Consider the following 13,861-nt stretch of genomic DNA (forward strand, 5'->3'; position numbering starts at 1 on the left):
AAATAATTTTCCAAAAATGGAAGTCATGATATGCAATCACTTATTTGGGATGATATTCGTGTATTTCTGGCAGTTGCTCAGACCGGAACTATCAGTAATGCAGCAACCCTTCTTGGGGTTGGTATTGCAACAGTGTCCAGAAAAATTGAAAGGCTGGAAGCAACTTTTGGGATGCCTCTGTTCTTTCGCCATCAGACTGGCTACCAGTTAACAGAAGATGGAAGGGGATTGTTGGAAAAAGCAGAAGCAATGGAAACTGCAGCAAATTCATTTTTGACAGAAGTTGATGTACGTACAAAAATCGCTGGTAAAGTGCGTCTTGCAACAACAGAAATGCTGGCTAGCAATTTAATTATTCCTAATCTGTCGGTTTTGCAGAAAAAATACCCAGACTTGGCACTGGAAATTATTACTGATTCACGTACTGTCAACCTTCATCGCCGAGATGCTGATTTAGCTCTTCGCCTTGTCAGGCCGGAACAAGGCCATGTTACTGTCCGTCAGATTGGAATACTGGGTTTTGGATTATATGCCAGTAAACAATACTGGGAAAATTATCCATCTCAGATATCTGATGAAGCCTATAGTCATGCTCATTTTATTGGCTGGACTGATGAGAGCCAGCAACTTCCAATGTACAAATGGATGGAAAAAACCCTGAATGGTCGTCCGCTTTCTATAGCGACAACTTCACTCTTAGCTCAGGTTGCGGCGGTTAAAGCAGGTCTGGGATTGGCAGTTCTACCTCATTTTATTGCTGATTCTGCTGATCTCATTTGCCTTTCTCCTAAGCTGGGGTTAGATCAGCCTCTTTGGCTTGTTATTCATGCAGATTTGGCATATTCCCTGAAAATAAGGAAGGTGGTAGATTTTATTACTGAAGTTGTCTCTCAACATTTGCAGCAACTTTCTAGCTAGATAATAAAATCCTAGTAATAAGATTAAGTATTATTTAATAATAATGTTCAATATAACGATTCTTCTAAACAATATATCAAATTTATTTATGATATATGTATGCTGGTTGACTTATAGTACTTCTGTTTGAATCGCTATGCGATAATAGCTGCTAGCATATATTCGCATTCAGTAATGTAAAGACTGGAGTTTAAGATGGAAAACGATGCAATCGAACTGAATGAATGGTTTGAAGAAGAAACCTTTGAAGAAGCTGTTGAAATAATGCAACAAAAAGCTATTGTTCCAGTTGGAACTGCAATGTGGCCTGTTTAGCATTATAGAAATTAAATTTCTGACAACTTAACGGGGATGTTATTCCCCGTTATTTATCAGGAGGTTATTGTGTTATTTCTTAATAAAAAAAGGAAAAATATAAAAAACATGCTGACTTGCTTGTTACATCATCCCGCTATTAAAGAAAAAAAACATGAAGAGAATATAATTAATATATTTGTTGGATGGGATAAAGAACACAAGAATATTGTTGAAGATGTTATAACCGTCTCGCCAGAATTTCCTACTTTGAATATATCTTCATTATCTCTTGAACTAACCTCTTCCGATACATTAGTTAGGGAGATTGAATGTTGTGATTTATATGTATTTTTCTATCTTTCTTCAACTTTAAAACCTTTTAAATCATCCGGTCCTGAGTTTTTGTCAGCAATAAGAAAAGTTATGCGAGAAAACTGGCGAAAGTCTGTTTTATTTAAAGATTATAGCGAACATTTTTATGAAGCATTTTCTGAAGAGTTAAATGTTATCAAAGACAGAAATAATATTTTAATTAATTTGGCTAATAATAGTAAAAAAGTAATCTATCAGCAGAATGATGAGCATATTCTTACTGCAACTTTTAGTGAGAAGCAATCCTGGACATCAATTGATGGCATTGGTAATTATGATCTGACACCGGGTGAAATTGCAACAAAACTACATAATCTGGAAGGCTCTATCAGTTTTAGCGGTGCATTTCTGAGTACAATACCTTTTGCAATTAAGTATGGTGTTGTCAGTGACTTCTTCAACTTGACTATCAAAAATAGCAAAATTATCGATTTTACCTGTCAATGCACTGAATTTTCGAAAGATTTTGATAAATATCTATCAGCTAACTCTAGTAACAGTACGATTGAAGAGTTTGGTATCGGGACCAACTGTGGTGTGGAGAGGCTATATGGATTAAATGCGGGGTTTGAAGAAAGGCATCCCGGGTTACATCTTGGATTAGGCGGGGGAGAAGTGGGTAGTCATCATTTAGACTTAATTTTTCAGGGAGGAAAGTTATTCTTTGACAATATTATTGTGCTTGATAATAACAAATTCATTATCTGATTTTAGCGGAAAAATTCTCGATTCATTTTATATATATTCAGCGTAAATATAAGTGCGAGCTTTAGTTCGCATCTCGCCCTAATATAACCATCTAGTTTTACGGAACAATTTAGAAGATAAGCGTTATATTTTCAATTAAAAATATAACCCATGTTAACATATAGAGAGTGGTTGTATTGTAAGTAATTTATTCTTATTTGTTATGTTTTTCAATATTTAATTCTATAAACAATCTTTTTTATTCCAAAATAAATGTCATTTTCACTGCCCCTTGATTAAGGATATATAAGTTTCTATTGTTTAAAATTTAAAAAATGAAATTATATCATTATGTTTTAATCACTTAATGGAAATGTTTTTATCCATTTTTGGTAAACATTCTTATTGCAAAGTTAAATTATTTAACATAGATTGCTAATAAATTATAATATTGATGTTGCTGGTAACTGAATTAATAGGTAATCATTTTTATTATATTATTGATATGAAGGACTGAGCGCTATATAAGAGAATAAGAGATTAAAATGAATATACTCTGTACAATAAAGAATAATATGAAGTTAGAACAACCTATTGAAGTACTGGAAAAATTACTTTCTTATTTATATTTAGATGATCGTGTATCAAATAAAGAATTATCATTAAAAATAGGGTTGCCTATTCCTCTCGTATCCGCATTTAAAAAAGAACTGATAAAATTAAATTTTGCGGATAATAAAGGGGTGTTTAAACTAAAATTAGAGGGTATTCAATATATTCAGAATGAACTTAATTACAAGCTTGTTGATTCTGAATTATATAATTCATTATCCTCAGAAGAGGCAAGTGAAAAATTTAAAGATGATTTAGCCGGTTTGCTTGCTCCTATATATGATAGCCGTCCTCGCGTCAATGTATTGTTGGATCAGGCTCATGCCACTTTGGATACATCTGTGCGTAGGGTAATGCTGTTACTCAAAAACCCGATAGTATTCAAACAAAAAATTCTTTTTTTAGGTGATGATGATTTAACATCTATAGCTTTAATGATGGCATTCAAAAAGCTGGGCCATCATGATAATAAAAATATTCATGTTAAAGATATTGATGAAGAGCTGTTGAAATTTATTGGGTATGTATCAGCGAAAAATAATTTTACGATTAATACTGAGCATTTAAATCTGAAAGAACCAAATAAATACGCCCGAATATTTGATGTGATTTTAACAGATCCACCCTATACTCTTAGCGGATTAAAGCTATTTTTGTCAAGGGCGATTAGCTTTTCTAAAAATGAAGGGAGTGAGATATTATTATCATTTGGACAAAAGAAGCCTAAAGAAAATCAGGAAGTTCAAAGACTTTTTAGCGATCAAAATCTTTTTATCAAAAGCATCTATCCACAATTTAATACATATTATGGCGGGAGTATTATAGGTAATGTCAGTGACTTATATATTCTTTCTGTCACAAAAAATACATATCCAACCATTTCAGGTAATGTTGATTATTCAAATAAAATATATACTGGAGAGATTAATCCACGTATAAAATTCTATCAATGTAAATCGTGTAACAATCGGTTGACGATTGGATATGGAAAAGACATATTAACCATAGAGCAGTTGATAGAGACAGGTTGTAACAAGTGTAACAGAACCAAATTTCAATATCAGGGGCAAGAAAAAATCAACTTGCCTGCAGATACAAGACAGTTTGGCACTCATATCATCATAGAAATGAAAAACTGTGAAAGTGACAAATTGAAATGTATATCAACTATTGAGAATATGATGGTTGATATTTCTCATAAGTGTGAATTTGATGTTATTAATTACCATTTTCATCAATCGAAATCACGTGGTATCAGTGGAGCAATGATATTGGCAGGGTCACATTTTGCTATCCACACATGGCCAGAATATAGTTATGCTGCACTTGATTTATTAATATATAGTGATTTTAATCATCAGGATACTCTTATAAATCAGTTACAGAGCCAGTTAAATTCACAGGAATATGAGTGCAAAATATTGCAACGAGGTTTTTAATATAGTTCATGTCTGGCTGATAGATTATCTGGCCAGACATATAGAAAATAAATTGATTACAGCAAAGAAATATTTTTTTCTTTTAAGAAAATAACTATTTTAGTCCTAATGGGACTTTATAAAACCTGCTCATTTATTAGAGACATATCCATAACATCGCAGTACCGCCCCTGTTTAAGGGCTGCTTTGCGCTGAATACCTTCCATTTCAAACCCAAACTTAGTATAAAGAGCAATTGCCTTTTCATTATCAGTGAAGACTTCCAGATCAATTCTGATGCAACCGAGCCAGTTGAAAACATAATCAATAGCAAACGCCATCATTTCTGAGCCAATACCTCGGCCTGAATAATCAGAATCAATACCAATACCGAGGCTGATAACATGTTTGCGTCTTGGGTTGGGATAACTATATAACCCCAGAGTGCCAACAACGTTACTATTTATTTCTGCCACGAAGTCGAATACACCCTGAATTCTATTATCCTTAAGACGCTCACGCCACATTTCAAGAGATGGGCATGGGCGTTGTAATGTATAGGTATAAACATCGGGATGACCAAAAATTCGCTGAAAATGCTCAGCATCTTCAGTTTCAGCAGATCTGATTTTAATTTTCATATATACCTCTCCTGAATTTGACTTTACTATAATTACCCGATAAAACATTAAATGTAAATATAATGTCTGAAAAATAAATAATATTGTTTTTCCTTAATTATTATAATGTTAGGGTATCAATGAATCAGGGGAATTCAGCCATACTTTTAATAATAAAAAACCTTGAAATTAGCCTGCATGGAGAAAAAAGATATGATATTAAATGGTTGAATAGTATCCTACATGATAATTTTCTGGAAATAGGAAAGTCTGGTCATATTTATACGAAGAAAATTGTGGTGAAATTTTTAAAAGAAGAAACAAATATTATTCCTCAAATTTTTTCAGAAGATTTTAATATTCAGATTTTGGATGAAAATATTGTGCTGCTTACCTATAAATCTTACGAAGTGAATAAAAGAGGGCAGTCATATAATGAAGCATTGCGCTCCTCAATCTGGCAGCTATCAACATCAGGTGTATGGCAACTCAGATTCCATCAGGGGACAAAAATTGCCGATTATCAATAGAATCCATAAAAATGGCCCGGATCCCGGGCCATTCTATTATGCATAGATTTTTATCATTCTTCTCTTATCAGAGGTGGGTTTTGCGCCTTTTCACAACTTGATACCCGATCATTAAAATAATGAACCAGACAGGTGTCGCAATTAATGCTTGTCTGGTATCTGCTTGTAACGACAGAAGAACTATGACAAAAGCAAAAAAAGCCAGACAAACCCACGACATCACAATACCAAAGGGCATTTTGTAAACAGATGCTTTATGCAGTTCAGGACGGTACTTCCGGTAGGCCAGATAGGAGCACAAAATCATACTCCAGATAAACATGAACAGAATGGCTGATATCGTTGTTACCAATGTAAAAACACGCATTACATCGGGAATAAAATAGATCAGAATAACGCCGCAAGAGAGGCATAAACAGGTAAAAATCAAACCTGATGCAGGAACTGAACGCCGGGAAAGTTGGCTGAACTGTTTTGGTGCATTTCTTTCCTTAGCTAAACCAAATAACATCCGGCTGGTAGAGAAAACTCCGCTGTTTGCTGAGGATGCAGCAGAAGTCAGTACTACGAAATTCACAATGCTGGCTGCGGCAGGTAACCCGATCAGAACAAACAGTTCTACAAAGGGGCTTTTATCCGCCACAATCGCACGCCACGGTGTAACTGACATAATAACAATTAATGCGAGTACGTAGAATGTAATAATCCGGACAGGAATGGCATTAATGGCTTTCGGCAGCGATTTCATCGGATTTTTGGTTTCTGCCGCTGCTGTTCCGACTAATTCAATTCCAACAAAAGCAAATATTGCGATTTGAAAGCCGGCAAAGAATCCGCTCAGCCCCATAGGGAACATGCCTCCATCGCCCCAGACATTGGAAAGGGAAGCGACATGCCCTGCGGGAGACTGGAAATGACTACCAATCAATACGCCACCAATGACAATTAAGGCAACAATGGCAACAATTTTGATCATTGCAAACCAAAATTCCAGTTCACCAAATAGTTTGACTGTTGCGAGATTCAGCGTCAGTAAAATCAAAACGCATAAAAGTGAAGTTGCCCATTCAGGGAAACCAGGTGCCCAATACCCAACATAAGAGGTAATGGCAACAACATCAGCAATACCGGTAATCACCCAGCAGAACCAATAAGTCCAGCCCACAAAAAAACCGGCCCATGGTCCCAGAAGGTCAGCTGCAAAGTCACTGAATGATTTATAATGTAAATTGGAAAGCAATAGCTCTCCCATTGCTCGCATCACGAAAAACAGCATAAACCCGATGATCATATAAACGAAAATGATCGAAGGCCCTGCAAGGGAAATAGTTTTACCTGACCCCATAAACAGGCCGGTTCCAATAGCGCCCCCGATAGCAATAAGCTGTATATGTCGGTTAGTCAGGCTTCGCTGAAGATGCGAGCCTTCAGTTTCAGGTGGGTGTGTGGGTTGTATATTTTCTTCCATAGTTGTATCCAATTTATTCTCACAGCATGGCCTTAATACCCTCAGGCTGTGTTTAAGACGCCATTGTGACATAGACAACTACATTATTAACAGAAGGAATTTACACGAAAAACCAATAGAACGTATTTTGAGCTAAATATTGATGGTTCTTTTTACTCATTCCAGTCCTCACTTTTATAAATACATATGTTGATGTTCTGTCTCTCAGCGGTGGCAGGCTTTGGGATGATAAAGTTTACTTCCGACGGATTCATTATTCCAGAATTCAGGTATAAATATTGTTAGATGAAATTTAAAAATAGACCATTAATTAATCATATGGAAAAAGGAAAATAGCCAATGTAGTGTATAGGAGATAATATAAATAGGAGAATAAGACATGAGTAAATATATCGTCGTTTATAACGGTCTTGACAATAATGATGGAGTTTTAGTTAGCACTCAGATTGCTATAGATATTGATATGACGAAAAATTCGGCCGCTCAGTTTTTAACTATTCTGGAGGATAATGCACTTGTTCATGCCCAGGAGTTGGATGGTAATGTAACAAGAGTTTCTGTTATTGGTATTTATACTTTGTCATAAATAAGTATTAAAATAGAACAGGCATAGCATAGAATCTATTTAGCAAGTTCCATTAGGTCGGTAGCGATGCCTGTCTAAGATTAATATTACAAATAACCTTAAAAATAGATAATTAATCAATTGTTCAATCAGTAATTTAGATTGTTAATAGTCAATATTACTTTTCTGAAATTTTAACTTTATTGGATAAGAGGGATAAATTATATTGTTATGTTATTGTTTAATGATAATAACTGGTAATATTTTACATTGACTATTATTCAGGGTAATGTGGATTAAATTTATCAGTAAATGGATTCCTTAAATGTGGAATTTTTTTTGGTTTTAAATTTAGGTTATTGATTATGATTAGAAAACTAGCACAATTGGTTGTTGCGGTGGTTTCTGTGTTATTTTGGCAAATTGCTGTGGCAAACAGTGGGATTATTCCTTTTACTGAAAATGATGCTAAATTTGCAAAATCGCTTGTTGATAATGATGTTAAACGGTTTTTTTCTGGCAAAAAAAAATCTAGTGATTATGGATATATTCATATAACTGCAAAGGATTTATACAGAAGGTATTCCGAAAATGAAGTTAAAGCAAATAATGATTTAAAATATAAGAAAGTTATCGTTTTCGGAATTATTAAAAGTATAAATAATTACTCTTCTGATGGTAAAGTCTTCATTGCATTAAGTGCTGGCGGTTTTTTAGATACTGTGCATGCAGCACTGAGTAATGATTTTCAGGATTATGCCTTAACATTACGTAAAGGACAAAAAATTACTTTAGCCTGTGAAGTTGCCGGAACTGCTGTTGGTGAGCCTTTTTTAAAGAGTTGTATATCAGAAAATAAAGCAAAAGAACAAGTTGCTAAGTCTATTATATCTCAGATTAATAGAGTGGTTAGTGGAGATAAGAATGGATCTAATAAAGTAGGTGTTAATATAGTTGCATTAACAAAGTTAGTTGATTTATCCACTAATAATTTCTCTATTTGTAAAAAAATAGATATCTCTTGTCTGAATAAATCAAAAAGCTCAGAGTGGAAAAAGTATGTGGAAAAAAACAGAGATCAAATAGAGTGGTATAAAGAAATGTTAGAATAATAAATATTATAATGAAATAATTAGTTTGATAACGATGTTTTTGGTTGATTTTTTGTATGGGATTTTTTCTGTTAAAAATGATTGCCATTTATATTCTTTTAGGTAAGGATAACATCCCCGCGGATATCATTATTTCTATTGATTTAATGATTGCTGAAAATAAAAATGGTAATCAGGAAGATATTGATTTTATGATATCGACATTAGCTATCAATAATTATCGTTCTATTCGTGATCTTCGTATTACTCTTGCTCCTCTTAATGTGATTACAGGCGCAAACGGTAGCGGTAAATCAAATTTATATCGGGCATTACGTTTGTTATCTGAAACAGCTCAGGGTGGTGTAGTGAATTCTCTGGCACTGGAAGGTGGGCTGGATTCTGCATTTTGGGCCGGGCCGGAAAATTTTTCTGGTGCGGTACGTGCAGGGCACATGCCAGTACAGGGTGGGGTTAGAAAAGAAGTAAAACGGTTACGTCTTGGGTTTGCGACAGATTCGTTTGGTTATTCCATCTCCCTTGGTTTGCCTCACCCGTCTAGCTCTGCTTTTGCGTTAGATCCAGAAATTAAACAGGAATGTATTTGGGGAGGAGGGCGTTATCATCCGGCAGGTGTTTTGGTAGAACGAAAAGGGGCAATAAGCCGGGTTCGTGATGGGCGGAAATGGCAAATTACTTCAGAGCATATTAATAGTTTCACCAGTATGTTTGATCAGATTTCTGATCCTTCAATGGCTCCGGAAGTTTTTCATATGCGTGAGTTTATCCGTGGCTGGCGTTTCTATGATCATTTCCGGACAGATAGTGATGCTCCTGCCCGCAAAGCTCAGATTGGAACCCGCACTCCGGTATTGCATCATGATGGGCGGGATCTGGCTGCTGCGTTACAAACTATCCGTGAAATAGGTGATGCGCAATTGCTGGATGAATCGGTTAATGATGCTTTTCAGGGAGCTTCTTTGGCAGTTTCCCGTTCCAACGAAGGGCTATTTACATTACAGTTTCGTCAGTATGGTTTAATGCGTACTCTCTCCGGTGCTGAATTATCCGACGGAACGCTACGCTACCTGTTATGGATTGCGGCATTGCTGACACCACGTCCGCCATCAATGATGATATTAAATGAGCCAGAAACCAGCCTGCATCCAGAACTTTTACCCTCACTGGCTAAATTGATTATAAAGGTTTCAGCTCAGACTCAGGTTTGGGTTGTTTCACACTCTCCAGTATTGATTTCAGCACTACAGTACTCTTCGCTTTGTCAGACTATTCAGCTTGAAAAGCAATTAGGTGAAACTCATATCATTGGTAGGGATATACTGGAGGAGCCATCATGGCACTGGCCAGATAGGAATTAAGATATCTATCGTCTCAGGTTGCTTCGCTGAGAGATTGTGATTCTTTTCACGCTTTACTTCCTATAAAGACAAAACTAGGAAATTTTCCTAGTTTATCTAAGACAATAGCTCAAGCCAATTTTTAACCCCTTTCTTAGAATCTCAGTAATAACAATACCTACGAAAAAATTCGCGTTTTAGCGAGCCACCTTTTTGATTTCCACCTGCATTAAAAAGGTTTTCTTTGTCGTGGTTATCTGAGGATTTCATATGATTAAAATTCTGGAACAAGTTCGCCAACCGACGTTGGATCTTCCAGTCGATATACGCCGCAAGATGTGGTTTAAGCCTTTTATGCAGTCATATCTGGTGGTTTTCATTGGCTATATGGCGATGTATCTGGTGCGCAAGAATTTCAATATTGCCCAGAACGATATGGTTTCTACTTATGGTTTGTCGATGACGCAGCTTGGGTTGATAGGGTTGGGGTTCTCTATCACTTATGGCGTAGGCAAAACGTTAGTGGCTTATTATGCAGATGGAAAAAATACCAAACAATTTTTGCCATTTATGTTGATTTTGTCTGGCCTGGCCATGCTCGGTTTTAGTATGAGTATGGGCAGCTCTGGGATCAGTATTTTTTTGATGGTGGCATTTTATGCGCTGAGTGGTTTTTTCCAAAGTATAGGTGGGCCGGCAAGTTATTCCACCATTACCAAATGGACTCCGCGTAGCAAACGAGGCACCTATCTTGGGCTTTGGAATATGTCACACAATGTGGGTGGCGCAGGTGCGGCAGGTGTTGCTTTGTTTGGAGCACACTATTTATTTGATGGTCATGTCATCGGGATGTTTATTTTCCCTTCCATAATTGCTCTGATCATCGGTTTTATTGGTTTACGCTATGGAAGCGATTCGCCTGAAAGTTATGGTCTGGGTAAAGCAGAAGAGTTATTTGGTGAGGCGATCAGCGAAGAGGATATAGCAGCAGAAGAAAATCAAATGACCAAGCGGGAGATTTTTGTTGAGTATATTCTGAAAAACAAAGTGATCTGGCTTCTTTGCTTTGCCAATATTTTTCTTTATATCGTGCGAATTGGTATTGACCAATGGTCAACGGTATATGCGTATCAGGAATTAGGGCATTCAAAAGAAACTGCTATTTCCGGCTTTACAATGTTTGAGGTTGGGGCGTTAGTCGGGACGCTGATGTGGGGATATTTGTCAGATTTAGCAAATGGTCGTCGCGCTCTTGTTGCTTGTGTCTCACTGGGCCTAATTATTGTTAGCCTTGAGTTCTACCAGCATGCAACCAGCGAGTTTATGTATTTAGGCTCTCTATTTGTACTCGGATTTCTGGTGTTTGGCCCACAATTACTGATTGGCGTGTCAGCTGTTGGCTTTGTACCGAAAAAAGCGATCAGTGTTGCAGATGGTGTTAAAGGTACGTTTGCTTATTTAATCGGTGATAGTTTTGCTAAATTAGGTTTGGGAATGATTGCTGATGGAGTGCCTATTTTTGGTTTAACAGGCTGGAAAGGTACTTTTGTCGCACTTGATACTTCTGCATTTATCTGTATTACATTACTTGCGTTTGTTGCTATTGCTGAAGAGAGAAAAATTCGTAGTAGCAGGAAAGCGCTGTAAAACTTGTTAAAAATCATTATGACGCTACTGTTTTATTCGCAGTAGCGTTTTTGAGTGAAACGTATCGTTCCCAGTCTATTGCGCAGCTATATTAATGAGAGTAATTTATACGGGTTTTCTGATCTGGCAATAAATAACGATGATTAAAGTAGCATTAGTCGATGACCATGTGGTAGTACGTTCTGGCTTTGCCCAATTATTAAGCTTAGAGCCTGATATTGAAGTTGTTGGTGAATTCAGTTCATGCGCTGAAGCAAGATATGGTCTGCCCGGTTCAGGGGCAATGGTCTGTATTCTTGATATCTCAATGGCTGATGAAAGTGGCTTATCACTATTGCAGGATATTCCCTCCGGCATTGGTTGTATTATGCTGAGTGTCCACGATTCAGCCACTATGGTAGAAAAAGCCCTGAAGGCGGGAGCCCGGGGTTATCTGAGCAAACGCTGTAGCCCGGATGAATTGGTACAGGCGGTGCGTATTGTTGTGAATAATGGTTTTTACTTCTCGCCGGATATTGTGCTAAAACTGACATCATCAAAAAATAATCCTGCTGCTTTGGACCACTTAACCAAGAGAGAGAGGCAAATCGCGGAAATGCTTGCGACAGGAATGGATGTTAAAGCAGTAGCTGCTGAACTGGGTTTGAGTCATAAAACAATTCATGTTCATCGGGCTAATGCGATAAGTAAATTGGGCGTGACAAATAACGTGGGCTTAGCAAATTATTTTGCCTCTAGTGATCTCTAATGTATCGATACTTGCTCAATTCATTTTGTGGTGGATTACTGTTTTCCTGTTGGTGGTTCTGTTTATGGGTGATAGCTTATTACTTTGTCAATGACTTAGAGCTGGCTATTTTGTTTTTTCCATTTGCACTGCGTCTTGGCATTGCTTTACATATCCCGCAGAAATATTGGCCAACACTATATGGTACAGAATGGTTGCTTACGATTGGTCTGGCCTTACTAATGAAGCAGCCTCAGTGGCTAACTGTATTAACTGCCAGTATAGTCAGCCTTCCCATAGTATGGGCAGCCAGTCGTTATTATTGTGGTAATCAGTGGCAAAGACTTGCTGTGATGGCCCTTGTGATTGTAATCACTTCAATCGTTAATGTTATATCCGTCATCAATCATAATCCGGCTGTAACCATCGCACTTTTGGTGAGTTTAACCGGGGGCATTATGCTGGTTCCTTTGTGTTACTTAGTTTGGCATTATTTATTCCAGAATGTCTGGCTACCCATGACTGCCAATGTTATTGCACACCAAATTCGTTTCAATCTGAAACAGGTCATTTTTTATAGTCTATTATTTATATTAAATATCTTTCTTCAGATCTGGATACCTAACGAACTCCGCTATTTTGCGCCATTCTGCCTTGCTATTCCGATTATTTTATTGGCTTTTCGCTACGGCTGGCAGGGAGCATTGCTTGGCACTTTACTGAATAGTGTTGCGCTAATTGCTGCTCGTAGCGGTGTTTCCGATATGGAAATTACGGATTTGCTGTTATCTCTTCTAACCCAGACTCTGACAGGAATAATACTTGGAATGGCTGTCCAGCGTCAGCGTGATCTGAATATGCAGCTAAAGAGAGAATTATCTCGTAATCACAGTCTGTCACGCCAGTTAGTGAAAGCAGAGGAATCAGTAAGGCGGGAGATTGCCCGCGAATTACATGATGAAATAGGTCAAAATATTACAGCTATCCGGACACAGGCAAATATTATCCAACGTGTTGGTGCAACGCCGGTGGTTATTAATTGTGCCAAAACTATCGAAACATTATCGCTGAATGTTTATGATACTACCAAAATGTTATTGAGCAGATTACGGCCTAAAGTACTCGACGATTTTGGCCTTAAGGAAGCTATTGAGCAGTTATTGCGGGATATGGAATTTGAAGCTCACGGCATATCAGTAGAAATTAATTGGGAGATTGATTCTGATGTTGTTATTGAGCAGCTAAGTGACGCAACGAAAGCTACATTATATCGTCTTTGTCAGGAAGCATTGAATAACGCATTAAAGTATTCTCAGGCTGATTGTATTAAAGTGCATTTTTCTATTAAGGAAATGATCCGTTTATTGATCAAAGACAATGGTATTGGCTGTAAAGCTGAAGATCATATGAAGGGGTTTGGCTTGCGAGGTATGCGTGAGCGTGTACAGGCCCTCGGTGGTAATTTTTCAATTCATAGTGAGAAACAGCAAAATGAATCTACACACTCTGGTACGGACTTATCGATCATTTTGCCTAAACTTTAAGAAATGA

12 protein-coding genes are annotated in these 13,861 nt (G+C 37.0%); 10 read left to right on the forward strand and 2 right to left on the reverse strand.

Features of this window, described 5'->3' with window-relative positions:
• Positions 1–30 precede the first annotated feature (30 nt).
• From AACS90_RS13520 to speD, 3 genes are all read left to right on the forward strand, one after another.
• Positions 31–918 (forward strand): LysR family transcriptional regulator, encoded by an 888-nt coding sequence (locus AACS90_RS13520; protein ID WP_099120581.1) that lies wholly within the window; start codon positions 31–33, stop codon positions 916–918.
• Positions 919–1,302: 384 nt separating this feature from the next.
• Positions 1,303–2,295 (forward strand): leucyl aminopeptidase, encoded by a 993-nt coding sequence (locus tag AACS90_RS13525; RefSeq protein WP_241538175.1) that lies wholly within the window; start codon positions 1,303–1,305, stop codon positions 2,293–2,295.
• A 554-nt stretch (positions 2,296–2,849) separates the two neighbouring features.
• Positions 2,850–4,325: an adenosylmethionine decarboxylase gene (gene speD / locus AACS90_RS13530; protein WP_241538176.1), complete on the forward strand. Its 1,476-nt coding sequence runs from the start codon at positions 2,850–2,852 to the stop codon at positions 4,323–4,325.
• A 116-nt stretch (positions 4,326–4,441) separates the two neighbouring features.
• Here the strand turns inward: speD and AACS90_RS13535 are convergent, their stop codons facing one another.
• A complete protein-coding gene (locus AACS90_RS13535) occupies positions 4,442–4,945 on the reverse strand; it encodes a GNAT family N-acetyltransferase (protein WP_099120583.1) in 504 nt (167 codons plus the stop codon).
• A 119-nt stretch (positions 4,946–5,064) separates the two neighbouring features.
• Here AACS90_RS13535 and AACS90_RS13540 point away from each other — a divergent pair, with 119 nt between their 5' ends.
• Complete coding sequence (locus AACS90_RS13540) at positions 5,065–5,454, forward strand: nuclear transport factor 2 family protein (RefSeq protein ID WP_099120584.1); 390 nt, start codon at positions 5,065–5,067, stop codon at positions 5,452–5,454.
• Positions 5,455–5,521: 67 nt separating this feature from the next.
• Here the strand turns inward: AACS90_RS13540 and cycA are convergent, their stop codons facing one another.
• Positions 5,522–6,922, reverse strand: a complete 1,401-nt coding sequence (gene cycA, locus AACS90_RS13545) for a D-serine/D-alanine/glycine transporter (protein WP_099120585.1) — start codon at positions 6,920–6,922, stop codon at positions 5,522–5,524.
• Positions 6,923–7,301: 379 nt separating this feature from the next.
• Between cycA and AACS90_RS13550 the strand changes: the two genes are divergently transcribed.
• The 6 genes from AACS90_RS13550 (at position 7,302) to uhpB (ending at position 13,854) form a co-directional block, all read left to right on the forward strand.
• Positions 7,302–7,508 (forward strand): hypothetical protein, encoded by a 207-nt coding sequence (locus AACS90_RS13550; RefSeq protein ID WP_099120586.1) that lies wholly within the window; start codon positions 7,302–7,304, stop codon positions 7,506–7,508.
• Positions 7,509–7,852: 344 nt separating this feature from the next.
• The gene (locus AACS90_RS13555) at positions 7,853–8,599 is read left to right on the forward strand and encodes an OB-fold protein (RefSeq protein ID WP_099120587.1); all 747 of its coding nucleotides are present in this window, start codon (positions 7,853–7,855) and stop codon (positions 8,597–8,599) included.
• Between the two features lie 56 nt (positions 8,600–8,655).
• Complete coding sequence (locus AACS90_RS13560; protein ID WP_241538177.1) at positions 8,656–9,957, forward strand: AAA family ATPase; 1,302 nt, start codon at positions 8,656–8,658, stop codon at positions 9,955–9,957.
• Positions 9,958–10,206: 249 nt separating this feature from the next.
• Entirely contained in the window at positions 10,207–11,583 is a 1,377-nt protein-coding gene (uhpT, locus tag AACS90_RS13565) for a hexose-6-phosphate:phosphate antiporter (RefSeq protein WP_099120588.1), read from the forward strand.
• Between the two features lie 139 nt (positions 11,584–11,722).
• Entirely contained in the window at positions 11,723–12,331 is a 609-nt protein-coding gene (uhpA, locus tag AACS90_RS13570) for a transcriptional regulator UhpA (protein WP_099120589.1), read from the forward strand.
• Positions 12,331–13,854 carry a signal transduction histidine-protein kinase/phosphatase UhpB gene (gene uhpB / locus AACS90_RS13575; protein WP_099120590.1) on the forward strand — a complete coding sequence of 508 codons (1,524 nt, stop codon included), beginning with the start codon at positions 12,331–12,333 and terminating at the stop codon, positions 13,852–13,854. Before uhpA ends, uhpB begins: the two co-directional genes overlap by 1 nt.
• The last annotated feature ends 7 nt before the right edge of the window (positions 13,855–13,861 follow it).

It is taken from the genome of Xenorhabdus sp. KK7.4 (genome assembly GCF_963876465.1).
In the GTDB taxonomy this organism is placed as follows: Bacteria; Pseudomonadota; Gammaproteobacteria; order Enterobacterales; family Enterobacteriaceae; genus Xenorhabdus; species Xenorhabdus stockiae.